Genomic DNA, 24,352 nt, shown 5'->3' with positions numbered 1-24,352 from the left:
AACTCAATTGACTTAAAGCTCTTGGCTGAACGTCTGCAAGAAATGGACTCATCCATCCCCAGCAGGCGCCCGCACAAATTTCCTGCGCACACTGTCAAAGATCGTCAAACCCGGCGGCCTTCCGGCCTGCCATCCCAGGGCGTTTCGCTCAAGGGAGCCGCACATTATACGAGAGTTTCGGAGAACGTCAACACCTTCGCGCCGACTTTTTTCCGCCCCCGCCGCCGTGCCGGCCGTCGAGGGCCGCGAACTATAACGACCTATCTCAGGATTGGGAAGAGGGGGTGAAAAAGAAGCCCGCTCCGTTTAGCGGGCGGTCGGCTTGACACCCCCACGACCTTCCCCGAACGTCCCTGTCCATCCCACCGGAGCCACCCATGCGCCTTCCCAGTCTCGCCCTGTTCCTCGCCGCCCTGCTGCCGTTGGCCGGCTGCGCCACCGGCGGTCAGGCCTGGGTGGAGCTCAACGGCCAGCGCTTCACGGTGGAAGTGGCCGACGACGACGCCGAACGCAACCGCGGCCTGATGTTCCGCGAGTCACTCGCCGACGGCACCGGCATGTTGTTCGTGCACGACTCGGAGCGCCCGCTGGCCTACTGGATGAAGAACACGAAGATCCCGCTCGACATCTTCTACTTCGATGCTTCGCGGAAACTGGTGTCGGTGTCGCGCGGCGTGCCGCCGTGCTCGCTTGGCGACCGCTGCCCGCCGTATCCAAGTAGCGGCCCGGCGCTGTACGTGCTCGAGCTCAACGCCGGCCAGGCCAATGCGCTGGGAACGCAGCGCGGCGACAGCATCACCTTCAGCCCGGGCATCCCGCTGCGCGGCCAGCCTTGATTCGTCGCTCCCGCGGGGCCACATTGCAGGCATGGACGCCCCGAACAAACTGCCGGACTGGAATACGCTCGCTGCGCTCGGCGACGATGAACTGCCGCTGCTCGACACCGCGCTGCTGATCGCCCGCGACGAATATCCCGACCTCGATCCCGCCGGTTACACCGCGCAGGTGGACACCTACGCCGATGCGCTGCGCCCGCAGCTCGACGGCGACATCGACCTGCCGGCGCGCCTGACGGCGATCAACCGGTACCTGTTCGAGGAGCTGGGCTTCGCCGGCAACAACCTGCAGTACGACGACCCGCGCAACAGCTACCTCAACGAGGTCGTCGACCGGAAGCTGGGCATTCCGATTTCGCTGGCGGTGATCCAGATCGAAGTGAGCCGGCGCCTCGGCATGCCGCTCGACGGCGTGTCTTTCCCGGGTCATTTCCTGGTGCGGCTGCCGGTGGACGACGGCATCCTGGTGCTCGATCCCTTCAACAAGGGAAGGCCGGTGAGCGCCGACGAACTGCGCGAGCGCGCCTCGCCCCACCTCGGCGGGCACCCGCCCGACGACCAGCAGCTGATGCAGATCCTGGCGCCGGCCTCGCACCGCGCGATCCTGATGCGCATGCTGCGCAACCTGAAAGGCCTGTACCTCGAGCAGCGCGACTGGGAGCGCGTGGCGCGCACCGCCGACCGCCTGCTCAAGCTCTCGCCCGGCACCGCCGAAGCGGTGCGCGACCGCGGCCTGGCCTATCGTGAGCTGGGTTACGCGAAGGGCGCGCGGGAAGACCTGGCGCGCTACCTGCAGATGCTGCCGGAAGCCGACGACGTCGACAGCGTGCGCGCCGCGCTGGTGGACCTGAGCGGCCAGCCCGCGCGACTGAACTGAAGCGCTGGCTTCAGGCCGGCACCATCTCGAAATCGTCCTTGGTGACGCCGCAATCGGGGCAGACCCAGGTATCGGGCACGTCTTCCCAGCGGGTGCCGGGTGCGATGCCCTCTTCCGGCAGGCCGTCGGCTTCGCTGTAGATGAAGCCACAGACGACGCACATCCAGGTGCGGAAAGTGGTGGCGGTGGCGCTGGGCGTAGTCATTGCGGGTCCGGTTCGGCGTTAACGGCTAACATTCTCGCATCTTGACGGTCATGCCGAAATGAACCCCAGCCCATCCGCCAGGCGCCGCGGCGTCTACCTGCTGACGCCCGACGAGGCCGACACCGGCCGCCTGCTGGCGCGGGTCGAGCCCCTGCTGGTGGAGGGCCCCGCCCTGCTCCAGTACCGGAACAAGGCCGCCGGCCCGGCGCTGCGCCGCGAACAGGCGGACGCCCTGGCCCGCGCCTGTGCCGAAGCCGGCGTGCCCTTGATCGTCAACGACGACTGGCGCCTGGCGCTGGAGATCGGCGCGATCGGCGCCCACCTGGGGGAACACGACGGCGACCTGCACCAGGCCCGGCGCGACGCCCCCGGCCTCTGGCTCGGCGCCTCCTGTTACGACGACATGGGGCGCGCCCGCGAGGCCGTCGCCGCCGGCGCCGACTACGTCGCTTTCGGTGCCTTTTTCCCCTCGGGAACCAAACCCGGCGCGCGCCGCGCCGACCCGGCCCTGCTCCGCGACAGCGCCGCGCTGGGCTGCACGCGGGTGGCGATTGGCGGCATCACCCCGGACAATGCCGCATCGCTTGTCACCGCCGGCGCCGACCTGCTGGCCGTGATCGGCGGCGTTTTCGACGCTCCCGACCCGGTCGCGGCCCTGCAGGCCTTCCGCCGCGCCTTTGAACCAAACATCACCGAGACCACCCAGCCATGAACACCGCCACCAGCCACGAACTCTTCACCCGCGCCCTCGACCTGATGCCGGGCGGCGTCAATTCGCCGGTGCGCGCCTTCAAGTCGGTGGGCGGCGAGCCGTTCTTCGCGGCCAGCGCCGAAGGCGCCTACCTCGTGGACGTGGACGGCAACCGCTACGTGGATTACATCGGCAGCTGGGGCCCGATGATCGCCGGCCATGCCCACCCGAAGGTGCTCGACGCGGTCACCAGCACGATGCGCAAGGGCCTGAGCTTCGGCGTGCCCAATGCGCTGGAAGTGACCATGGCCGAAACCGTGCGCAAGCTGGTGCCGTCCATGCAGATGATGCGCATGGTCAACTCCGGCACCGAAGCCACGCTGTCGGCGATCCGCCTGGCCCGCGGCGCCACCGGCCGCACCCGCATCGTGAAGTTCGAGGGCTGCTATCACGGCCACGGCGACAGCTTCCTGGTCAAGGCCGGCTCGGGCGCGCTGACCTTCGGCCTGCCCAATTCGCCGGGCGTGCCCAAGGCCCTGGCCGACCTCACGCTCACCCTGCCCTACAACGATTTCAAAGCCGCGACGAAACTCTTCGCCGAGGTGGGCGAAGAAATCGCCGGCGTCATCGTCGAACCGATCGTCGGCAACGCCAACTGCATCCTGCCGCGCGACGGCTACCTGCAGCACCTGCGCGAGCTGTGCACGCAGTCGGGCGCGATCCTGATCTTCGACGAAGTGATGACCGGCTTCCGCGTCGCGCTCGGCGGCGCCCAGGCCCGTTACGGCGTGACGCCCGACCTGAGCACCTTCGGCAAGATCATCGGCGGCGGCATGCCGGTGGGCGCCTACGGCGGCCGCGCCGACCTGATGCAGCAGGTGGCGCCGGCCGGCCCGGTCTACCAGGCCGGTACGCTGAGCGGCAACCCGGTGGCGATGGCTGCGGGCGTGGCGACGCTGGGCATCATCCAGGGCCCGGGTTTCTATGAACGCCTGGAATCGGCTACCCACGTGCTGTGCGACGGCCTGGAATCGGCCGCCCGCGACGCCGGCGTGCCGGTCACCACCACCCGCAGCTGCGCCATGTTCGGCCTGTTCTTCACCGACAAGAAGGTGGAAACCTTCGCCGACGCGGTGGCCTGCGACACGGCCGCCTTCAACCGCTTTTTCCACGCCATGCTGCGCAGGGGCGTTTATTTCGCGCCCTCGGCCTTCGAGGCCGGCTTCCTGTCCAGCGCCCACGGCGAAGAAGAGCTGGCGTTCACGATCCAGGCGGCGCGCGAAGCGTTCAAAGAGGTCGCCGCCGGGTGAGGCGCCCGGCGCTGGTGCTGTTCGACCTCGACGGCGTGCTCGTGCACTACGAGCACGCCCCGCGGGTCCGGGTGCTGGCCGAACGCTGCGGCGCCCGACCGGAGTCGGTGTCGGCGGCGCTGTTCGATTCCGGCCTCGAGCGCGAGGCCGACCTGGGCCGCATCGACACCGACGGCTTGCTGGCGACCCTGTCCGCGGCGCTTGGCGTGCCGGTGACCTTGGAAGACTGCCTCGCCGCCCGCGCCGCAGCCATGTTACCCATGCCCGGCACGACGGCCCTGCTTGAACAGCTCGCCGGCTCGGTGCAGCTGGCGGTGCTGACCAACAACGGCCTGATGCTGCGCGACCACTTCGCCGCCATCTGTCCGGCGATGGCGCCGTTTTTCGAAGGCCGGGTGTTCTGCTCCGCGCAATTCGCGCTGGCCAAGCCGCAGCCGGACATCTACCGGCGCTGCCTGGCGGAACTGGACGTCGCACCCGCCGACGCCCTTTTCTTCGACGACAAACCCGACAACGCTAAGGGCGCGCGCCGCGCCGGCCTGATGGCGCACACTTACCGCAGCCCGGCCGGACTGCGCGCGCACCTGGCCGACCACCACCTGCTGGAGCCCACGGCATGACCCGCATCGAAACCCTGGCCGTGCACGCCGGCGGCGAACCGGACGAAAGCACCGGCGCCGTTTCACCGCCGATCCACATGGCCACAACCTTCCGGCACGGCCCGGCCGGCGAGCGCCAGGCCGGCTTCGAATACCAGCGCGAAGCCAACCCGACCCAGGACCGCCTGGAAACGGCGCTGGCGGCAATGGAAGGCGGCCAGGCCGCCCTGTGTTTCGGCTCGGGCATGGCGGCGATGGCTGCGGCGCTAGAATCGCTGCCCGCCGGCGCCCACGTGCTGATCCCGTCCGACTGCTACACCGGACTGCGCGTGCTGGGCGCCGAGTTCCTGCCCCAGCGCGGCATCACCACCACGGCCGTGGACATGTCCGACCTTGGCGCCGTGCGCGCCGCGCTGCGTCCCGAGACCCGGATGATCTGGGCCGAAACGCCGTCGAACCCGCGCCTGTGCGTGGCCGACATCGCCGCGCTGGCCGGACTGGCGCACGGCAACGACGCCCTGCTGGCCTGCGACAACACCTTCGCCACGCCGGTGCTGCAGCGGCCGCTGGCCCTGGGCGCCGACCTGGTGATGCATTCGACCACCAAGTACATCGGCGGCCACAGCGACGTGATGGGCGGCGCCCTGGCATTCGCCCGGCGCGATGCCTTCCACGATGCGGTTTTCCACCGCCGCCATCTCACCGGCGGCATCCTCGCGCCCTTCAGCGCCTGGCTGATCCTGCGTGGCCTGCGCTCGCTGCCGGCGCGGATGGCCTGGCACTGCCGGAACGCCGCGACGCTGGCGCAGTTCCTCGCGGGGCACGAAGCGGTCGAAGCCGTGCACTACCCGGGCCTGGCCACGCATCCCGGCCACGACGTCGCCGCGAAACAGATGAGCGACTTCGGCGGCATGCTCAGCCTGCGCATCAAGGGCGGCCGCGACGCCGCCCTGCGCGTGGCGGGCGCGCTGGAGCTGGCGATCAACGCCACCTCGCTGGGCGGTCCGGAAACCCTGGTCGAACACCGCGCCTCGATCGAGGGCGCGAATGCCATCAGCCCGGACAACCTGCTGCGGGTGTCGGTGGGCCTGGAACATCCGGACGACCTGCTGGCCGACTTCGGCCGCGCCCTCGGGGTGGCCCGCGCATGAGCGAGCCGCGCATCGCCGCCGGCAAATTCGAAGCCGCGACCACCGAAGGCTGGCGCGCGCGCTGGTTCGAGATCATCTTCCGGCACGACCCGGGCGCGCCGCGGCGCTTCGACCTGCTGCTGATCGCGGCGATCATCATCAGCGTGGTGGTGGTGATCCTCGACAGCGAAGCCGACCTGCACGAACGCTGGGGCCATTGGTTCTACCTGGCCGAATGGGGTTTCACCCTGCTCTTCACCGCCGAATACATCGTGCGGCTGGCGGTGGTCAGGCGTCCGCTGCGCTACGCCACCAGCTTCTACGGCGTGATCGACCTCCTGTCGGTCCTGCCCACCTACCTGTCGCTCATCCTGCCCGGCAGCCAGGCCCTGCTGGTGGTGCGCGTACTGCGCATCCTGCGCATCTTCCGCGTGCTCAAGCTGATGGAATACACCGAGGCCGGCGGCGTGCTGGTCGGCGCGCTCTACCGTTCACGGCGCAAGATCCTGGTGTTCCTGGTGGCGGTGCTGACGATCGCGGTGATCTTCGGCGCGGCGCTTTACGTCATCGAGGGCCCGGAGAACGGCTACACCAGCATTCCCATTGGCATGTACTGGGCAATTGGCACCATGGCCACCGTGGGATATGGCGACATTACGCCGGTCACGCCCATCGGCCGCTTCGTCGCCTCGGTGCTGATCCTGATCGGCTACGGCATCATCGCCGTACCCACCGGCATCTACACCGCCGAACTGGCGATGGGCCTGCGCGAACGCAGGCAGGACGCCTGCCCGGGCTGCAAGCTGGCCGAACACGACACCGACGCGGACTACTGCCGCCGCTGCGGCACCGCCCTACCGGAACGCTGACTCACCAGGCCCCGGTGTTCGGCATCGAAAGCCAGGGTTCGGCCGGTGCCAGCGCCTCGCCTTTCTGCAGCAGCTCGATCGAAATCGCATCGGGCGACCGCACGAAGGCCATGCGGCCGTCGCGCGGCGGGCGGTTGATCACCACGCCGTGCGCCTGCAGGCGTTCACAGGCGGCGTAGATGTCGTCGACCTCGAAGGCCAGGTGGCCGAAGTTGCGGGCCGAGCCATAGTCCTCGTCGTCGTAGTTGAAGGTGAGCTCGACCTCCGCCTCTGGATTCGCCGGGGCCGCCAGGTACACCAGCGTGAACCGCCCCTGCGGGTAGTCGCGGCGCCGCGTTTCGACCAGGCCCAGGGCATCGCGGAAGAAGTGCAGCGACGCGTCCAGGTCGCGGACACGCACCATCGCATGCAGGTATTTCATCGGCCCAGGGCCTCCTCGAGTTCGGGGTCATCCAGGAACAGGTCCGGCAGCAGGGGCTGCGACGGATCCACGGCGTACTGGCTGAAGTCGGTCACGCCCTTTTCGCGCAGCACCGTCTCGTCGATCAGGAAATTGCCGCTGAAGTGCCAGGAATCGCGCGACAGCACGGCATGCGCGGCGTCGGCCATGATCTCCGGCGTGCGGCACTTCGACGGTTCGGTGCCCGGGATCATCTTCAGCGCGTCGGTGGCGATCACCGTGCGCGGCCACAGCGCGTTCACCGCCACGCCGCGCGGGCCGAATTCAGCCGCCAGGCCCAGCGTGACGAAGCTCATGCCCATCTTGGCCAGTGTGTAGCCGGTGTGCGGACCCCACCACTTGGGATCGAGGTTGGGCGGCGGCGCCAGGGTCAGGATGTGCGGGTTGGCGGAATCAAGCAGGTGCGGCAGGCAGGCCTGGCTGCACAGGAAGGTGCCGCGGGCGTTGACCTGCTGCATCAGGTCGAAACGCTTCATCGGCGTATCGAGCGCACCGCGCAGCCAGATCGCGCTGGCGTTGTTGACCAGGATGTCGATGCCGCCGAAACGCTCGACGGTGGCCGCGACGGCCGCCTTCACCTGGTCCTCCTCGCGGATGTCGCACTGCAGGGCCAGGCCCTTGCCACCCGCGGCGTCCACCTCCGCGGCCGCGCTGTGGATGGTGCCCGGCAGCTTGGGATTGGGCACCGAGGACTTCGCGGCGATGGCCACGTTGGCGCCGTCGCGGGCGGCGCGCAGGGCGATCGCCAGGCCGATGCCGCGCGAGGCGCCGGTGATGAACAGGGTCTTGCCACGAAGGTCGGACATGCATCTCTCCTGAACTTTGGTCGCAGTGTAAACCGGGCCCTGCCACGGCCGGCCTATAATTCCGCCCCATGGATTCAGCCCGCCTGGAGGCCCTCGTCGCGTGGATCGGTGAAAACCCGACCCTGGCGGGCCTCGTCATCTTCCTCATCGCCTTCGGCGACGCCCTGGTCATCGTGGGCGTGGCCATCCCGGCCGTGCCGCTGCTGTTCGCGGTGGGCACGCTGGTGGGCCTGGGCCACGTGGACGGCGCCTACGCGCTGGCCTGCGCCACCCTCGGCGCCTTCGCCGGCGACGGCATCAGCTACTGGGTCGGCCACCGCTTCGGGCCGCAGCTGCGCCAGCGCTGGCCGTTCTACAAGCACCCGCAGTGGCTGGAACGCGGGGAGACCACCTTCCGCCGCCACGGCATGAAGTCGATCATCATGGCCCGCTACATCGGCGCCATCCGGCCCTTCGTGCCCGCGATCGCCGGCATGCTGAAGATGCGGCTGCGCCAGTACGTGCCGGCCAGCGGCATTGCCGCGCTGGTCTGGTCGGCCACTTTCCTGGCACCGGGCTGGCTGTTCGGTACCTCGCTGGACCTGGTGGCGGCGGTGGCCGGCCGCCTGGCGATCGTGCTGGCGGTCGTGCTGGTGCTGGTGGCCGGGATCTGGGCGGCCGTGTTCTACCTCTGGCGCTGGCTCGGCGCGCACACCACCGGCATGCTCGAGCGCGCCCTGGCCTGGTCGCACAAACACCCGGTGCTGGGCCGCTATTCCGAAGCCCTGATCGACCCGAACCGGCCCGAATCGGCCTCCCTGCTGCTGCTGGCCGCGGTGCTGGGCGCGGCCGGCTGGGGCTTCTTCACGATCCTGATCTCGGTCGGCGGCGGCACGGCGCCGTCCGAGCTGGACCTGACTGTGCACCACCTGATGTTCGGCCTGCGCAACCCGCTGGCCGACGTGCCGATGGCCTTCCTTGCCACGCTGGGCGATGCCGTGGTGCTGGCGCCGCCCGTGGTCGGCGTGTTCGCCTGGCTGCTGTGGCGGCGCCGCCACATCGCCGCCTGGCACTGGCTGGCGGCACCGGCCTTCGCGCTGCTGCTGACCTGGTTGCTGGGCTACTTGCTGCACATGCCCAAGCCGCCGGCCTCGACCGCCGTGCCCGGTTTCAGCTTCCCGTCGGCGACGGTGACCCTGGCGACCGTGGTGTACGGCTTCTTCGCCGTGCTGATCGCGCGTGAACTGCCCGGCCGCAACCGCGCCTGGCCCTACGTGGTGGCGGCGCTGATGGTCGGGCTGCTCGGTTTCGCGCGCCTCTACCTGGGTGCGCACTGGCTCAGCGACGTGCTGGCCGGCATCCTGCTGGGCCTGCTCTGGGTCGCCGCGCTGGGCATTGCCTACCGGCGCCGCGTGGTGCGCTCGTTCTGGGTGCGGCCGATCGCCACCGTGTTCTTCGTCGCGGTGCTGGGCGTGGCGGCCTGGCACGGCAGCCGAAAGGCCGACGACATGCTGGTGAAGTTCGACCCGCCGCATGCCCCGGCCGCGCTGGCCGCGGACGCCTGGTGGCGCGGCGAACAGCAGGCCGAGCTGCCTTCGCGGCGCAATGAACTGCATGGCCGCGACGCCTGGCCGCTCAACGTGCAAGTGGCCGGACCGCTGGCCGCGCTGCGCACGCGCCTGGCACTGGCCGGCTGGCAGGATTATTCGGTCGGCGGCTGGTACGGCCTGCTGCAAACGCTGGACAAGGACGCGACGCCGCTGGACCTGCCGGTGCTTCCGGCCACCCACAACGGCCGCGCGGAAGTGCTGGTGATGGTGCGGCGCGAACCGGGCGGCGGCCGCATGCAGGTGCTGCGCCTGTGGACCAGCCCGGTGGTGCTGCAGCCCGGCGACCAGCCGCTGTGGATCGGCACCGTGCACGCGCTCGAGTTCACCCGCCGGCTGGACTTCTTCAGCTACTGGCGCGCGCTGCCCGGCGAGGACGCCCTGCTGGGCCCGCTGCGCGAGGACGCCGGCGACATGGAATCGGCCCTGGACGTGCGCCGCGACGACGGCCTGCCGGTGCTGCGCCTGCGGCCACCCGCAAGGGGCTGAACTATTCGGCCTGGAAGTCCGGCAGGCGCAGGACCAGCTGCTGCAGGCGCTCGTGCGGGTCGGCCAGCTGCAGCAGCGCCAGGCGTTCGGTGGCTTCCAGCGGCAGCCATTCGGCCAGCCGCCAGCCCACCCAGGCGGCGTCGGCCAGGTCGCCCTTGCCGGGGCCTTCGTGTTCAAGGCCGGCCTTGTCCATGATGCGGGCGAGCAGCACCGACAGCAGCGCGTGTTCGTCGCGCAGGGTTTCCGGCGGCGGCTCTTCCAGCCACAGCACGTCGCCCAGCAGCAGGCCGTCGTCGCGCACGCGGGTGCGTTCGACGTGGAAGCGCCGGCGGCCTTCGACGGTGAGCCCGAGCAGGCCGTCGTCGGTCATCGAGAAGTCGACGATCACCGCCTCGGTGCCGTGGGCCGCCGGCGTGGCGGGATCTCCCACCTCGCGCCCGTCGAGGATCAGGCAGATGCCGAAGCCTTCGCCGCTGCGGCCGCAGCGTTTCACCAGGTCGAGGTAGCGCGGCTCGAAGATGCGCAGCGACACCCGCCCGCCGGGGAAGAGTACGGTGGAGAGCGGGAACAGCGGCAGTTCCGACACCGCCACGCTCAGCCGTCCAGCTGGGCCAGGAAGCGGCGCGGCGCGCCGTCGAAACCACCGTTGGACATGAACACCACGTGGTCGCCGGCGCGGCAGCGTTTTCCCAGGGCCGCGAGAAGCCCTTCCACGTCGGCGACGGTTTCACCCTCACCGCGCAGCGCGGACACCACCCTGCCGCCGTCCCAGGCCAGTTCCGGCCGGTGCAGGAACATCACGGCGTCGGCGCCGTCGAGCGAAGGCGCGATCTGGTCGGCATGCGCACCCAGGCGCATCGAATTGCTGCGCGGTTCCATGGCGACAACGATTCGCGCGCTGCCGACGCGGGCGCGCAGGCCTTCGAGCGTGGTGCGGATGGCGGTCGGATGGTGGGCGAAATCGTCGTAAACGGTGATGCCGGCGCGTTCGCCCAGCACTTCCAGCCGGCGCTTGACCGACACGAAGTCGCGCAGCGCCGGGATGGCCCTGGCGATGTCGGCGCCAACGGCCTGCGCGGCGGCGATCGCCGCCAGTCCGTTCATCACGTTGTGCCGGCCGACCAGCGACCAGTCCACCGTGCCAACGACGGCGCCGCGGTGCAGGACATCGAAGCGGGTGCCGTCGGCGGCTTGCAGGCGCGCGGTCCAGTCGAAGTCGCCGTCCAGGCCGAAGGTCTCCACCGGCGTCCAGCAGCCCATGGCCAGCACCTCGGCCAGCGCCGCTTCCTCGCCGTTGACGATCAGCCGGCCGCGGCGCGGCACGGTGCGCACCAGGTGGTGGAACTGGCGCTGGATCGCGGCCAGGTCCGGGAAGATGTCGGCGTGGTCGAACTCGAGGTTATTGAGGATCGCCACCACCGGCCGGTAGTGCACGAACTTGCTGCGCTTGTCGAAGAACGCGGTGTCGTATTCGTCGGCCTCGACCACGAATTCGCGGCCGCTGCCAATACGAGCGGAAACGCCGAAGTTTTCCGGCACGCCGCCGACCAGGAAACCGGGGTCGCGGCCCGCGGCTTCCAGCAGCCAGGCCAGGATGGACGTGGTGGTGGTCTTGCCGTGGGTGCCGGCGACGGCGAGGGTTTCGCGTCCCGGCAGCACGCGCTCGCTCAGCCACTGCGCGCCCGAGATGTAGCGCAGGCCGGCATCGAGCACGTGTTCGACCGAATCATTGCCGCGCGAGAGCGCATTGCCGACCACCACTTCGTCGGTGTCGGGCGCGATGTTCGCGGGGTCGTAGCCCTTCGAGAGCCGGATGCCCAGCTGCTCGAGCTGGGTGGACATCGGCGGGTAGACGTTCTGGTCGCTGCCGTCGACGGCGTGGCCGAGCTCGCGCGCCAGCGCCGCCACGCCACCCATGAAGGTGCCGCAGATGCCGAGGATGTGCAGTTTCACGACGGCGCCGCGATCAGCCGACTTCGGGCGTGGGCGCCAGGGTCTCCAGGATGCGCTGGAACACCTCGTCCACGCTGCCGACGCCGTTGACGCAGGCCAGGCGGCCGGTGTTGCGGTAGAAGTCCACGACCGGGGCGGTGGCCTCGTTGTAGATCTTCAGGCGGTTGCGCACCGCTTCGGGCGTGTCGTCGGCGCGGCCTTCGACCTGGGCGCGGCCGGCAATGCGTTCGACCAGCAGCTCGGCCTCGACGTCGAGTTGCACGGCGATGTCCACCGGCTGGTCGAGCTTGCGAAGCAGCGCATCGAGCGCATTGGCCTGGGCCAGGTTGCGCGGGTAGCCGTCGAGGATGAAACCATTGCCGGTGTCGCCGGCGGTCAGGCGTTCTTCGAGCATGCCCAGCACGATCTCGTCGGACACCAGGGCGCCGGACTCCATCACCGCCTTGGCCTGCAGCCCCAGCGGGGTGCCGGCCTTGACCGCGGCGCGCAGCAGGTCGCCGGTGGAGACATGCGGCACCTGCAGGTGTTCACGCAGCCGCGCGGCCTGCGTGCCCTTGCCCGAGCCGGGCGCGCCGAGAAGTACCAGTCGCATCGTTTCAAACCCCTATAAACAAGGACGCACGACGCCGTCTTAACCCCTGTTTTCTTCAGTGGGGCCGCCGACAGGCCGTGCGGACTTGGAAACGCTACTGGCCGGGCGGTCGCAAGTCAATGAAACCGCGGCCCCCCGAGGGTGGCCGCGAGCGCCGCGGCCACCGCCAAGTCATTGCCCTGCTTACAGATTCACCCGCAGGCCCAGCGCATAGCTGCGGCCGTACTCTTCCAGCTGCAGGGTGCGCGCGGCATTGCCCTGGTAGAGCTCCAGCGGCTCGTCGAGCAGGTTGGACGCCTCGAAGTAAACGCTCCAGGTCTGGCTGAAGTCGTAGCTCAGGCTCAGGTCGAGCTGGGTGTTTTCGGCCACGTAGATGTCGTAGGCCGGGCTGTCGCCGATCTCCTCGAGGTACTCGCTGCGGTTGGCCAGGCTCAGGCGCGCGCTGAGGCCCGCCTTCTCGTAGCCCAGAAAGGCGCTGTAGATGTTCTCGGAGGCCCGCGGCAGGGTGAAGGTTTCGCCCGGACGCTGCGGCAGGCTGAACTCGGTGTCGAGCCAGGTGGCGCCGACGCCGAACAGCAGGCCGCTCCAGGCGCCCGGCAGCTGGTCGAGCGACTGCTGCCAGTTCAGCTCGAGGCCGAACACGGTGGCCTCGTCGCCGTTGACCGGGCGGGTGACCTCGAAGCCCGGGAAGTCCGGGTCGGCATTGGTGGTGACCTCGGCGATGTAGCCGTCGATGTCCTTGTGGAACACGCCCACCGAGAACACGCCGGTGCTGCCCAGGTAGTGCTCGGCCGAGAAGTCCAGGTTGGATGACTCGTAGGGATCGAGTTCGGGATTGCCGGCGTCGATTTCTCCGTCTTCGCGGTTGATCGTCTGCCGCGGCGACAGGTCGCCGAAGGACGGCCGCGCGATGGTGTTGGTCCAGGCGCCGCGGAAGACCCAGTCGTTGCTGCCGTCGTAGCGCAGGTGCAGGCCCGGCAGGATGTTGCTGTAGCTGGCCGAGACCTCGCGCGCGGTCACCGGCAGCACCAGGTCGCCGCTGTCGTCGAGTTCGACCACGTTGCCGACGGCATCGAAGTCGGTGCGCTCGAAGCGCGCGCCGGCGATCACCCGCAGGGCATCGAAGTCGAAGGTGCCCATGGCGTAGGCGGCCAGGATGTCTTCGTCGGCGCTGTAGTCCTGGGCCAGGGACAGGATCAGGTTTTCCGCCACGTCGCGCGGACGCTCGCCGAACTCACCGGCGTTGGCGCGCAGGTACCCGATCATCTCGCGGGTGCTGATGCCGTCGCCCAGGTCGCCGAAGCGGTGCTCCGGCGAGCCGGTGGTCCAGGCGCCCAGGCTCAGGTCCGGGGTGATGCGCAGCTCGGCTTCGTTGACGTCGGCCGAACGGCTGCGCCAGCGGCCCGAGACGCCGGCCTTCCAGGTCACGGCGCCGGAGCCGAACTCGAGGTTGAACTTGGCCTGGGTCTCTTCGTCATCCACGAATTTCGGCTCGCGCACCAGGCGGTCGAGCACGTAGTTGTCGTTGCGCAGCCAGGCGCCGTCGCCGCCCGGGTCGGTCAGCGAGAAGGTCGGCACCGGGCTGGACATGTCCACGATCGCCGAGAGGTCGCCGACGCCGTCGTATTCGAAGCGCGACTCCACTTCGTCGGGCACGCGCTCGCGGGTGACGGTGTAGCCGACCTGGTAGTCGATCCTCGCCGCATCGAAGCGGTTCTCGCCGCCGGCGCTGATCGCCAGCGTGCTTTGTTCCTTGGTGCGGAAGCGCAGGCGCCGGCGCAGCGCGTCGGGCGGGATGTCGGTGAACTCGCGGGTCTCGCCGCTGGCGCCGGTCAGTTCACCGTCGTCGAACACGTAGATGCTGCGCTGGCGGGACTCGGCGTCGGTGAAATCGCTGTAGAGCGTGCGCAGGTAATAACGGCCGCCACCCTCGGGGCGCCAGTCCAGGTTGAGGTTGGCGCCCAGGCGTTCGCGGTTGATGAAGTACTTGCGGTACTGCAGCTCGACCGGGATCAGCACGTCGTCGCCGAGGCTGTCGTTGAAGTCGTATTCGACCTCGACGTTGTCCGACTCGAAGTCGCGCTCGGAGCGGTTGATGCCGAAGGCCACGCCGAAGTCGCCGTTGCCGAAGACCTCGCTGTAGTTGAGGGCCATCTTGTTGTTGAGGTCGCCGCTGAGCTGCGGGTAGCTGGCCTCGATGCGTCCGCGCAGGCTGCGGCCGTCGCGGTCGAAGGCCGAGGCCGATTCGATCTCGATGCTGCCGCCGATCGCGTCGCCGCTCATGTCGGGCGTCGGCGCCTTGATCACGGTCAGGCGCTCGGTGGAGTCCGAAGGGATCACGTCCAGCGTCGCCTGGCGGCTCGAATCCTCGGGCGTACCGATCGGCATGCCGTTCACCGAGACGCTGTTGAGCGCGGCGTCCAGGCCGCGGATCACCACGAATCGGCCTTCGCCCTGGTCGCGGGTGATGCTGACGCCCGGCAGGCGCTGCAGCGACTCGGCGACGTTCTTGTCCGGGTACACGCCCAGCGAGTCCGACGACACCACGCCGATGATCGCGTCCGAGTCACGCTGCAGGTCGAGCGCGCGCAGCTGCGATTCAAGCTGCGAACGCACTTCCACCGTGGCCAGGGTCGCGGTGTCGGGGGCCTTTTCTTCTTCGGCCGGGACCGGGGCGGGGGCCTGCGCCAGGGCCAGCGAGGGCAGCAGGGCCAGGCTCATGGCGCTGGCGAGCAGGGTGAACCGGGGGCGGGCGCCGTGGCGGCGGGCGATGGGCATGTGGGTCGTCCTTTGGGCGAAAGGCGACAAATTGCGGCAGCCCGGTTGCACTGCCGTGACACCGCCGGGACGCGCAGATGACACCCGGCCCTGCGCTACAATCGCGCCATGAAAAAAGGCAGCCTGCTCTACGCACAATCCGGCGGCGTCACCGCCGTCATCAACGCCACCGCCGGCGCGGTCATCGAGGCCGCGCGGGCCAAAAAGATCAAGGTCCTGGCCGCCCGCAACGGCATCCTCGGTGCGCTGCGCGAGGACCTGGTGGACACCTCGAAGGAAACGCCGGCGGCCATCCGGGCGCTGGCCCACACCCCGGGCGGCGCCTTCGGCAGCTGCCGCTACAAGCTCAAGTCGCTCGAAGAAGACGCGGCGAAGTACGAACGCCTGCTCGCCGTCATCAAGGCCCACGACGTTCGCTGGTTCCTCTACAACGGCGGCAACGACTCGGCCGACACCGCGCTCAAGCTCTCGAAGCTGGCCGAATCCTCCGGCTACCCGCTCACCTGCATCGGCGTGCCCAAGACCGTCGACAACGACCTGGTGGTGACCGACTGCTGCCCCGGCTTCGGCTCCGCTGCCAAATACACGGCGGTTTCCGTGGCCGAAGCCGCGCTCGACGTCGCCGCGATGGCCGACACCTCCACCAAGGTCTTCGTTTATGAAGTGATGGGTCGCCACGCCGGCTGGCTGGCCGCCGCCGCGGGCCTGGCCGGCCAGGGCAAGGACTCGGCGCCGCACATCATCCTGTTCCCGGAAGTCGCTTACGACGAGGCGAAGTTCCTGGCCCGCGTGCAGGCCGTGGTCAAGCGCGTGGGCTACTGCGTGGTGGTTGTGTCCGAAGGACTGCGCCACGCAGACGGCGGCTTCGTCGCCGATGCCGGCGGCGGCAAGGACGCCTTCGGCCACAGCCAGCTGGGCGGCGTGGGTCCGCTGCTGGCAGCCACGGTCAAGGACAAGCTGGGCCTGAAGGTGCACTGGACGGTGCCCGACTACCTGCAGCGTTCGGCCCGGCACCTGGCCTCGAAAACCGACCTCGCCCACGCCCAGGCGGTCGGGAAGAAGGCGGTGGAGTACGCGCTCAAGGGCTTGAACGGCGTCATGCCGGTGATCGTGCGCACCTCGGACAAACCCTACCGCTGGAAGATCGAACCGGCCCCGCTGGCCGGCATCGCCAATCACGAAAAGACCATGCCCAAGGCCTTCATCGACGCCTCGGGGTACGGCATCACCGCCGCCTGCCGGCGTTACCTCACGCCGCTGGTCAAGGGCGAGGCGCCGCCGCCCTACGGGCCGGACGGGCTGCCGAAATACGTTCGTCTCAAACTGCAGGCCGTGGCGAAGAAGCTTCCGGCATTCGACTGAACCCTGACCAAGGAGAACCGCATGAAGATCCGCAACCTGGCCTCCCTCACCGCGATCGCGCTGGGCCTGGCGTCCGGCGGCAGCGTGCTGGCCCAAACCCAGGAAGGCAGCCTCTACCGCGTGACCACCCAGGTCGAAATGGTCGGCCTGCCGTTCAAGATGCCCGACCAGACCGTTGAAGTCTGCGGACCCAAGGACCACAGCAGCGAAAAGATGGTGCCGCACGACGAGAACTGCTCGATCACGAACTTCGAGGTCGAGGGCAAGACCGCGCGCTACACGCTCGTGTGCACCGGCGAGGCCGACCTCACCGCGAAGGGCGAGTTCGAGCAGCTCGACTCCGGCGGCTATCGCGGCAAGATGAACATGGTCGGCACCAGCCAGGGCCAGTCCATGGAAATGAACATGCGCTTCCAGGGTGAACGCATCGGCGCCTGCGAATACACGCCGCCGGCCGCGCCCGGCGGCGCCGGCTAGCCTCCCTCCGAGGCCCCGCCGGCCCGTCCGGCGGGCCTTGTGGCTTCACCCCTCCCCTTCGGCCATACTCGGACGGGGCGGCCAGTCGGCCGCTTACGTTTGTTCGCTGTTTGACTCTGGGGAGGGTTGGCATGTTTGAGCAGTACGGATTACACCTTGCGATCGCCTGTGCGGTGGTCGCCATTCTTTACGGCATCTTCGTGGCGCGCTGGATCGTCGCCCAGCCTGCCGGCAATGAAAAAATGCAGGGCATCGCCGCGGCGATCCAGGAAGGCGCGGGCGCCTACCTGAGCCGCCAGTACCGCACCATCGCCATCGTCGGCGTCGTGCTGTTCCTGGTCATCGCCTTCGTGCCGGGCCTCGGCTGGCCCACCGCGATCGGCTTCGCGATCGGCGCCATCCTGTCGGGCGCGGCCGGCTTCATCGGCATGTTCGTCTCAGTGCGCGCCAACGTGCGCACGGCGCAGGCGGCCACGGTCAGCCTCAATACCGCGCTCAACGTCAGCTTCAAGGGCGGCGCCATCACCGGCATGCTGGTGGTCGGCCTGGGCCTGCTCGGCGTCGCCGGCTACTTTTGGTACACGATCGGTTCGGGCGTGCAGACCGCCGAAACGGTGCAGGCGGCGATGCAGCCGATGATCGGCCTGGCCTTCGGCAGCTCGCTGATCTCGATCTTCGCGCGCCTGGGCGGCGGCATCTTCACCAAGGGCGCCGACGTCGGCGCCGACCTGGTGGGCAAGGTCGAAGCCGGCATCCCGGAAGACGACCCGCGCAACCCGGCCGTCATCGCCGACAACGTCGGTGACAACGTCGGCGACTGCGCTGGCATGGCCGCCGACCTGTTCGAGACCTACGCCGTCACCGTCATCGCCGCGATGCTGATCGCCGGCATCGCCTTCACCACCTACGGCTGGGCGGGCGTGCTGTACCCGATGGTGCTGGGCGCGGTGTCGATCCTGGCCTCGATCGTCGGCACCTTCTTCGTGAAGGTGAAGGACGGCGGCAAGATCATGAACGCGCTCTACCGCGGCCTGGCCGTGTCGGGCGTGCTGGCGGCGATCGGATTCTGGTTCGTCACAAGCAGCATGTTCGCGCCGGCCCTGGGCCTGCCGCTGTTCTACTGCGCGCTGGTCGGCCTGGCCCTGACCGCGGCGATGGTGGTGATCACCGAGTACTACACCGCCACCGAATACGCGCCGGTGCAGGACGTCGCCAAGGCCTCGGAAACCGGCCACGGCACCAACGTCATCGCCGGCCTGGCCGTGTCGATGAAGTCCACCGCCGCGCCGGTGCTGGCCGTGGCCGCCGCCATCTGGTGCTGCTACGAGATCGCCGGCCTGATGGGCATCGCGATCGCCGCCACGTCGATGCTGTCGATGGCGGGCATGATCGTCGCGCTCGACGCCTACGGCCCGATCACCGACAACGCCGGCGGCATCGCCGAAATGTCGGGCATGGACAAGGACATCCGCGTCACCACCGACGCCCTGGACGCCGTCGGCAACACCACCAAGGCGGTGACCAAGGGTTACGCCATCGGTTCGGCCGGCCTGGCCGCGCTGGTGCTGTTCGCCGACTACGCGCACAAGCTGCAGGAAACCGGCACCGAGGTGAACTTCTCGATCGACAACCCGGACGTGGTGATCGGCCTGCTGATCGGCGGCATGATTCCCTACCTGTTCGGCGCCATGGCCATGCAGGCCGTGGGCCGCGCGGCCGGTGCCGTGGTCGAGGAAGTGCGCCGCCAGTTCCGCGAGATCAAGGGCATCATGGAAGGCACCGGCAAGCCCGAGTACGACAAGGCCGTGGACCTGCTGACCAAGTCGGCGATCCGCGAAATGATCGTGCCCTCGATGCTGCCGCTGTTCATCCCGATCATCGTCGGCCTGGTGCTGGGCGCCGATGCCCTGGGCGGCCTGCTGATGGGCACCATCGTGACCGGCCTGTTCGTGGCCATCTCGATGTGCACCGGCGGCGGCGCCTGGGACAACGCCAAGAAGTACATCGAGGAAGGCCACCACGGCGGCAAGGGCAGCGAAGCCCACAAGGCCGCGGTCACCGGCGACACCGTCGGCGACCCGTACAAGGACACCGCCGGCCCGGCCATCAACCCGCTGATCAAGATCATCAACATCGTGGCGCTGCTGCTGATCCCGATGCTCTGATCCGCGCCCTCGCCTGCAAGGTCGAAGCCCCGGGAAACCGGGGCTTCTTTTTTGCCGCTCTCACGCCTGTTTCACGGGTGGCCGGCCATAGTCCGCGCCCCTCATGTTCCCGGAAGAAGGTAAGCGTATGTCCACCCGTCACAGGATGCTCCAGGTTGCCGCCGCCCTCGCGCTCGGCGCGCCGCTGGCCGCCGGGGCGCAGGAGCCCGACTTCACCTACCTCGAGGCCGGCATCATCGGCGGCTTCGTCAACGACGTGGAGGATTCGGGGACGATCACGGGCGGCGGCGGCTCGACCCAGCTCGAGACCGACGCCGGCGGCGGCGGCTTCATCGGCGGCGCGTGGCAGTTCAGCGAGAACCTGCACGTGTTCGGCGAGTATTCGTCGGCCGGCCAGGACCTCGAGGTCAGCGACGGCGTGACCACCGTCGAAGGGGACTTCAGCGTGGTGCGCTGGCGTGTCGGCGTCGGCTATGCCTACCCGGTCTCGTCCACCGTCGGTTTCTACGGGCGCCTCAGCTATGACGGCATCGAGCTCAAGGACGTGGAGGTCAGCGGCTTCGACCTCTCCGCCGACATCGACGAGGACGGCATCGGCGGCGAAGTCGGCATGACCTGGGAAGCGACGCCCGCGGTCCAGCTCCAGGGCCACCTGCGCTACACCTCGGTGGGCGAGATCGCCAGCGAAGGCCAGGACGCCTTCGACGCCGATGTCCTCGTAGGCGTGACCGGGCGCTGGAATGTCCGGCCCGACATCGCCCTGTTCACCGGCTACGAGTACGGCAAGATCACCACCTTCAACGTGGGTGTGCGCTTCTCGTTCTGAGCCGGTCCGGCGCGCGCCGGGTTCAGATCTGCGGCACTTCCTGCAGCAGCAGGATCAGGGCATCGCGGGTGCGCCGGCGCAGCTGGACGAAGCGGGCGCTGGTGGCCTCGTCCATCAGCTCGTCGTTGGCCAGGTGCTCGAGCTCCTGGCAGACGGCCACCAGGTCGGTGGCGCCCATCGCCAGCGCCGCCGAACGCAGGTAGTGGGCGGCCTTGCCCAGGCCGTCGGCGTCGCCGGCCACCTGGGCGTGTTCCATCTTGCGCACCAGGTCCGGGGCCTCGTGCACGAACATGCGGACGAATTCGCTGAAGGCGCCCGGCCGGTCGCGGTCGAGCATGCGCAGCAGTTCGAGCGCCTTGGGGTCGAGCAGGGACTGATGGGCCATCGAACGGGCTCCGGCGGGGGACCGAGGTCATTCTCGCCGCTGGATATGGCGCTGCCTAGCCCCTGCGCCCTCTTGGGTGCGGGCTCGGGCCCTTTCCCGTATCCTTGCGCCCCCCACGCATGCCCTCCCCTGGGCGGATTCAGGAGTGTTTTCCCATGGCCCTAGACCTGGTGCCCACCGGCCGCGACGTGCCGAACGAAATCAACGTCGTCATCGAAATCCCCAAGGACGCCGAGCCGGTCAAGTACGAGGTTGACAAGGAAACCGGCGCCATCTTCGTGGACCGCATCCTGTCCACGCCGATGCGCTACCCCTGCAACTACGGCTACGTGCCGCACACCCTGTGCGGCGACGGCGACCCGGTCGACGTGATGGTGATCCTGCCGCTGACCCTGATCCCGGGTTCGGTCATCCGCTGCCGCCCGGTCGGCATGCTCAAGATGAAGGACGAAGCCGGCGAGGACACCAAGCTGGTCGCCGTGCCGGTGGACAAGGTCTTCTCGGGTTACACCCACATCCAGGACATCAGCCAGGTCAGCCAGCACTGGCTGGACCGCATCGGCCACTTCTTCGAGCACTACAAGGACCTGGAGAAGGGCAAGTGGGTCAAGCTCGACGGCTGGGAAGGCGCCGAGGCCGCGCGCCAGGAAGTGCTGGACTCCGTGCAGCGTTTCGAAGCCAGCCCGGTCAAGCTCAACTACTGAGCCCCGGCCCCGCGTCCGACCCCCGAAGCCGCCGGCCTTGCCCGGCGGCTTCGTTTTTGCGGCTCAGTCGCGCCGATATACCTGGGCCCCCTGGGCCCGGAACTCGGCGGCCTTTTCGGCCATGCCCTGCTCCAGCGCGCGGGCCTCGTCGGCCACGCCCTTGCCGGCGGCGTACTCACGCACGTCCTGGGTGATCTTCATCGAGCAGAAGTGCGGGCCGCACATCGAGCAGAAGTGGGCGACCTTGTGGGCGTCCTTGGGCAGGGTTTCGTCGTGGTATTCCCGCGCCCGCTCCGGGTCCAGGCCCAGGTTGAACTGGTCTTCCCAGCGGAACTCGAAGCGCGCCTTGGACAGCGCGTTGTCGCGGGCCTGGGCCGCCGGGTGGCCCTTGGCCAGGTCGGCGGCGTGGGCGGCGATGCGGTAGGCCATCAGGCCTTCGCGCACGTCGGCCTTGTTGGGCAGGCCCAGGTGCTCCTTGGGCGTCACGTAACAAAGCATGGCGGTGCCGAACCAGCCGATCATCGCGGCGCCGATGGCCGAAGTGATGTGGTCGTAACCCGGCGCGATGTCGGTGGTCAGCGGGCCGAGCGTGTAGAACGGCGCCTCGCCGCACTCGCGCAGCTGCTTGTCCATGTTTTCCTTGATCAGCTGCATCGGCACGTGGCCGGGGCCTTCGATCATGGTCTGCACGTCGTGCTTCCAGGCGATCTTGGTCAGCTCGCCCAGGGTTTCGAGCTCGCCGAACTGGGCGGCGTCGTTGGCGTCGGCGATCGAGCCCGGGCGCAGGCCGTCGCCCAGCGAGAAGCTGACGTCGTAGGCCTTCATGATTTCGCAGATTTCCTCGAAGTGCGTGTAGAGGAAATTCTCCTTGTGGTGGGCCAGGCACCACTTGGCCATGATCGAGCCGCCGCGGCTGACGATGCCGGTGACGCGCTTCGCGGTGAGCGGCACGTAGCGCAGCAACACGCCGGCGTGGATGGTGAAGTAGTCCACGCCCTGCTCGGCCTGCTCGATCAGGGTGTCGCGGAAGATTTCCCAGGTCAGCTCCTCGGCCTTGCCGTCCACCTTCTCCAGCGCCTGGTAAATGGGCACCGTGCCGATGGGCACCGGCGAGTTGCGGATGATCCACTCGCGGGTTTCGTGGATGTGCTTGCCGGTGGACAGGTCCATCACCGTGTCGGCGCCCCAGCGGATGGCGTAGACCAGCTTCTCCACTTCCTCGGCGATGCCCGAGGACACCGCGGAGTTGCCGATGTTGGCGTTGACCTTGGTGAGGAAATTGCGGCCGATGATCATCGGCTCGATTTCCGGGTGGTTGATGTTGGCGGGGATGATGGCGCGGCCGCGGGCCACTTCGTCGCGCACGAATTCGGGCGTGATCAGGCCCGGCAGGCTGGCGCCGAAGGATTCGCCCGGGTGGCGCTGCAGCAGGTGGGCTTCGGTGATGGCCTCGATGCGCTGGTTCTCGCGGATGGCGATGTATTCCATTTCCGGCGTCACGATGCCGCGGCGCGCGTAGTGCATCTGGCTGACGTTGCGGCCGGCCAGGGCGCGGCGCGGCGGGCGCAGGGCCGGGAAACGCACGGCGTCGAGCCTGGCGTCGTCGGCGCGGGAGCGGCCGAACTCGCTGCTCAGGCCGTCCAGCGGCGCGCAGTCGCCGCGGTCGGCGATCCACTGCGCGCGCAGGGCTTTCAGGCCCGCAGCAAGGTCGATGTTCGCGTCCGGGTCGGTGTAGGGGCCGGAGGTGTCGTAGGTGCAGAACGGCGCGTTCGGCTCCTGGATGCCGTACATGCGCGGCGTCGGCGACAGCGCGATCTCGCGCATCGGCACCTGCAGGTCGGGCCGCGAGCCTTCGACGTGGATCTTGCGCGAGCCGGGGATCGGCCGGGTCACTTCTTCGGAAAGCTGCTGGGCCTGGCGCAGCAGTTCGGTGGGCAGGGCATTCATGCGTTCGTCCTTCAATGCCCCGGTCGGGGCGGGAACGAAGCGGCGGCGCCGGGCGCAGGCACGGGGCCGGCACCACGAAGCTTCCCTACGCCGGTCTTAACCGGATCAGGTTCGAAGGGTATGTCTCAGCCCGCATCCCGCCGGGCACCCCCGCTTCCGGCCGCCATTGAACCACCAAAAATGGGGTCAGAGAACATTAACGATTCAAGCGAACGCTTCAATCGCTAATGTTCTCTGACCCCATTTGCTGGCTGCCACGCGCCGTTCCGGCTTGAACTTCGGCGCGAAACCGGCCAGCTTCCCATCGCAACCGCGCGGAGTTTTTCCATGGGAACGACCAGATTCACCGCCTGCCTGTTCATGATGCTGGGCTTGTGTTTGCCGGTGTGGTCGGGGCCCGCCTTCGGCGCTGATTCGCTGCAACAGCGCCTCGACAGGTTCATGGAGCTCGAAGAGGCGACTTTCGGCCGGCTCTCGTCGACGGAGCGTGCCGCGAAGATGGCCGCCGGGTTTGACCGGGACTTCGGCGACCTGCGCGAATCCGACCTTGCCGATCTCGAACTGCCGGAACTGCAGGCCTACTACCGCGCCGCCAATCTCGCGCAGTTCCATGCGCATCGGGATCAAGACCTCGAGGCCATGGAAGCCGCCCTGGCGGAACTGGCCAGGCGCAAGCAGGCGAGCCCCGAAGACCTTCAGGACATGTTCGGCGCGTACATGGCGGTGCGCGCCTTCGACGAGGCTGGCCGGCTCGCGACGACCCACAAACTGCAGGCGCCCGAACCGGTACCGGAGGTCGTCAGCCAGTTGCCTGCCGGCTTCGCCGGTGCGTCCCTGCTCAAGCCGATGGCCAGCGAAGACGGGGTCGCCCGGCTTCCGTTCGCACCCACCACCGACGCCTACATCGTTGCCGTCTCGCATCCCCTGTGCCGGCCCTCCCAGCGCGCCATGGCCGCCATCGAAGCGGATGCCGGACTGATGCGGATTTTCCGCGGCAATGCCCATTGGGTTGCCCCGGCGGACAGGCGCCTCCAACTCGACGTCCTGCGCACCTGGAACGCGGCTCATCCGCTGACGCAGTTCTCCCTCGCCTGGCGCCGGGACGAGTGGCCGCAGATCGATCACTGGGCGACCCCGACGTTCTACTTCTTCGCCGGCGGCGAACTGGTCGCCAAAGTGAGCGGCTGGCCGGAGGAAGGGCGCCGCGAAGAACTGGTCGCAGCCGCAAGGAAGGCAGGCCTGGACTGAACGGCCAGCCCTGAAAAGCCTTATCCGTGTCTATCGGCTCTTATCCGTTTCCATCCG

The 24,352-nt window shown here is 68.7% G+C and carries 23 protein-coding genes and 1 riboswitch; of the genes, 14 read left to right on the top strand and 9 right to left on the bottom strand.

Translation table 11 applies throughout. The features are described 5' to 3' along the window. The first annotated feature begins 377 nt into the window (after positions 1 to 377). A complete protein-coding gene (locus tag ACE3TE_RS06140; RefSeq protein ID WP_374603171.1) occupies positions 378 to 836 on the top strand; it encodes a DUF192 domain-containing protein in 459 nt (152 codons plus the stop codon). A gap of 31 nt (positions 837 to 867) precedes the next feature. Continuing rightward, a complete protein-coding gene (locus ACE3TE_RS06135; protein WP_374603169.1) occupies positions 868 to 1,713 on the top strand; it encodes a SirB1 family protein in 846 nt (281 codons plus the stop codon). Positions 1,714 to 1,723: 10 nt separating this feature from the next. Here ACE3TE_RS06135 and ACE3TE_RS06130 read toward each other — a convergent pair whose 3' ends face one another. Then, a complete protein-coding gene (locus ACE3TE_RS06130) occupies positions 1,724 to 1,918 on the bottom strand; it encodes a rubredoxin (protein WP_374603167.1) in 195 nt (64 codons plus the stop codon). Between the two features lie 58 nt (positions 1,919 to 1,976). Here ACE3TE_RS06130 and thiE point away from each other — a divergent pair, with 58 nt between their 5' ends. From thiE to ACE3TE_RS06105, 5 genes are read left to right on the top strand one after another with little or no spacing between them, the layout of a single operon-like run. Then, positions 1,977 to 2,630 (top strand): thiamine phosphate synthase, encoded by a 654-nt coding sequence (gene thiE / locus ACE3TE_RS06125; RefSeq protein WP_374603166.1) that lies wholly within the window; start codon positions 1,977 to 1,979, stop codon positions 2,628 to 2,630. Beyond that, the gene (gene hemL, locus ACE3TE_RS06120; protein WP_374603164.1) at positions 2,627 to 3,919 is read left to right on the top strand and encodes a glutamate-1-semialdehyde 2,1-aminomutase; all 1,293 of its coding nucleotides are present in this window, start codon (positions 2,627 to 2,629) and stop codon (positions 3,917 to 3,919) included. Before thiE ends, hemL begins: the two co-directional genes overlap by 4 nt. Beyond that, a complete protein-coding gene (locus ACE3TE_RS06115) occupies positions 3,916 to 4,539 on the top strand; it encodes an HAD family hydrolase (RefSeq protein WP_374603162.1) in 624 nt (207 codons plus the stop codon). Before hemL ends, ACE3TE_RS06115 begins: the two co-directional genes overlap by 4 nt. Next, positions 4,536 to 5,669 (top strand): PLP-dependent aspartate aminotransferase family protein, encoded by a 1,134-nt coding sequence (locus ACE3TE_RS06110; protein WP_374603160.1) that lies wholly within the window; start codon positions 4,536 to 4,538, stop codon positions 5,667 to 5,669. Before ACE3TE_RS06115 ends, ACE3TE_RS06110 begins: the two co-directional genes overlap by 4 nt. Then, entirely contained in the window at positions 5,666 to 6,517 is an 852-nt protein-coding gene (locus tag ACE3TE_RS06105) for an ion transporter (RefSeq protein ID WP_374603158.1), read from the top strand. The genes ACE3TE_RS06110 and ACE3TE_RS06105 overlap by 4 nt, the downstream gene beginning before the upstream one ends. Position 6,518: 1 nt before the next feature. Here ACE3TE_RS06105 and ACE3TE_RS06100 read toward each other — a convergent pair whose 3' ends face one another. Beyond that, positions 6,519 to 6,938 (bottom strand): VOC family protein, encoded by a 420-nt coding sequence (locus ACE3TE_RS06100; RefSeq protein ID WP_374603156.1) that lies wholly within the window; start codon positions 6,936 to 6,938, stop codon positions 6,519 to 6,521. Further along, on the bottom strand, positions 6,935 to 7,783 hold the full coding sequence (locus tag ACE3TE_RS06095) for an SDR family oxidoreductase (protein ID WP_374603154.1): 849 nt from the start codon (positions 7,781 to 7,783) through the stop codon (positions 6,935 to 6,937). The genes ACE3TE_RS06100 and ACE3TE_RS06095 overlap by 4 nt, the downstream gene beginning before the upstream one ends. 68 nt (positions 7,784 to 7,851) lie before the next feature. On the opposite strand from ACE3TE_RS06095, the gene ACE3TE_RS06090 reads away from it, so the two are divergent. Further along, entirely contained in the window at positions 7,852 to 9,858 is a 2,007-nt protein-coding gene (locus tag ACE3TE_RS06090) for a VTT domain-containing protein (protein WP_374603153.1), read from the top strand. A 1-nt stretch (position 9,859) separates the two neighbouring features. Here ACE3TE_RS06090 and ACE3TE_RS06085 read toward each other — a convergent pair whose 3' ends face one another. The 4 genes from ACE3TE_RS06085 to ACE3TE_RS06070 all read right to left on the bottom strand — a co-directional run bounded on the left by ACE3TE_RS06085 (position 9,860) and on the right by ACE3TE_RS06070 (position 15,181). After that, positions 9,860 to 10,456, bottom strand: coding sequence for an LON peptidase substrate-binding domain-containing protein (locus tag ACE3TE_RS06085; RefSeq protein WP_374603176.1), 597 nt, complete (start codon positions 10,454 to 10,456; stop codon positions 9,860 to 9,862). Next, positions 10,453 to 11,811 (bottom strand): UDP-N-acetylmuramate:L-alanyl-gamma-D-glutamyl-meso-diaminopimelate ligase, encoded by a 1,359-nt coding sequence (gene mpl / locus ACE3TE_RS06080; protein WP_374603151.1) that lies wholly within the window; start codon positions 11,809 to 11,811, stop codon positions 10,453 to 10,455. Before mpl ends, ACE3TE_RS06085 begins: the two co-directional genes overlap by 4 nt. A 13-nt stretch (positions 11,812 to 11,824) precedes the next feature. Beyond that, complete coding sequence (locus ACE3TE_RS06075) at positions 11,825 to 12,403, bottom strand: adenylate kinase (RefSeq protein WP_374603149.1); 579 nt, start codon at positions 12,401 to 12,403, stop codon at positions 11,825 to 11,827. A gap of 183 nt (positions 12,404 to 12,586) precedes the next feature. Continuing rightward, the gene (locus ACE3TE_RS06070) at positions 12,587 to 15,181 is read right to left on the bottom strand and encodes a TonB-dependent receptor (RefSeq protein WP_374603147.1); all 2,595 of its coding nucleotides are present in this window, start codon (positions 15,179 to 15,181) and stop codon (positions 12,587 to 12,589) included. 108 nt (positions 15,182 to 15,289) lie between these two features. Between ACE3TE_RS06070 and ACE3TE_RS06065 the strand changes: the two genes are divergently transcribed. The 4 genes from ACE3TE_RS06065 to ACE3TE_RS06050 all read left to right on the top strand — a co-directional run bounded on the left by ACE3TE_RS06065 (position 15,290) and on the right by ACE3TE_RS06050 (position 20,011). After that, complete coding sequence (locus tag ACE3TE_RS06065; RefSeq protein WP_374603145.1) at positions 15,290 to 16,543, top strand: 6-phosphofructokinase; 1,254 nt, start codon at positions 15,290 to 15,292, stop codon at positions 16,541 to 16,543. Positions 16,544 to 16,564: 21 nt separating this feature from the next. After that, positions 16,565 to 17,020 (top strand): DUF3617 domain-containing protein, encoded by a 456-nt coding sequence (locus ACE3TE_RS06060; RefSeq protein WP_374603143.1) that lies wholly within the window; start codon positions 16,565 to 16,567, stop codon positions 17,018 to 17,020. Positions 17,021 to 17,151: 131 nt separating this feature from the next. Continuing rightward, positions 17,152 to 19,185 carry a sodium-translocating pyrophosphatase gene (locus ACE3TE_RS06055; protein ID WP_374603141.1) on the top strand — a complete coding sequence of 678 codons (2,034 nt, stop codon included), beginning with the start codon at positions 17,152 to 17,154 and terminating at the stop codon, positions 19,183 to 19,185. A gap of 145 nt (positions 19,186 to 19,330) precedes the next feature. After that, positions 19,331 to 20,011: an outer membrane beta-barrel protein gene (locus tag ACE3TE_RS06050; protein ID WP_374603139.1), complete on the top strand. Its 681-nt coding sequence runs from the start codon at positions 19,331 to 19,333 to the stop codon at positions 20,009 to 20,011. A 22-nt stretch (positions 20,012 to 20,033) separates the two neighbouring features. On the opposite strand, the gene ACE3TE_RS06045 is transcribed toward ACE3TE_RS06050, so the two are convergent. Further along, positions 20,034 to 20,396: an Hpt domain-containing protein gene (locus ACE3TE_RS06045; protein ID WP_374603137.1), complete on the bottom strand. Its 363-nt coding sequence runs from the start codon at positions 20,394 to 20,396 to the stop codon at positions 20,034 to 20,036. Between the two features lie 155 nt (positions 20,397 to 20,551). Here ACE3TE_RS06045 and ppa point away from each other — a divergent pair, with 155 nt between their 5' ends. Beyond that, a complete protein-coding gene (gene ppa / locus ACE3TE_RS06040) occupies positions 20,552 to 21,100 on the top strand; it encodes an inorganic diphosphatase (RefSeq protein WP_374603135.1) in 549 nt (182 codons plus the stop codon). Between the two features lie 63 nt (positions 21,101 to 21,163). On the opposite strand, the gene thiC is transcribed toward ppa, so the two are convergent. After that, positions 21,164 to 23,047: a phosphomethylpyrimidine synthase ThiC gene (gene thiC / locus ACE3TE_RS06035; protein WP_374603133.1), complete on the bottom strand. Its 1,884-nt coding sequence runs from the start codon at positions 23,045 to 23,047 to the stop codon at positions 21,164 to 21,166. A 64-nt stretch (positions 23,048 to 23,111) separates the two neighbouring features. After that, positions 23,112 to 23,209, bottom strand: a riboswitch (TPP riboswitch). Positions 23,210 to 23,374: 165 nt separating this feature from the next. Here thiC and ACE3TE_RS06030 point away from each other — a divergent pair. Next, a complete protein-coding gene (locus tag ACE3TE_RS06030; protein ID WP_374603131.1) occupies positions 23,375 to 24,295 on the top strand; it encodes a hypothetical protein in 921 nt (306 codons plus the stop codon). Positions 24,296 to 24,352 lie beyond the last annotated feature (57 nt).

The organism is Arenimonas sp., from assembly GCF_041919775.1.
Taxonomy (GTDB): Bacteria; Pseudomonadota; Gammaproteobacteria; order Xanthomonadales; family Xanthomonadaceae; genus Arenimonas.
Note: the sequence above shows the minus strand (reverse complement) of the source record. Positions and strands in the feature narration are given on the sequence as shown.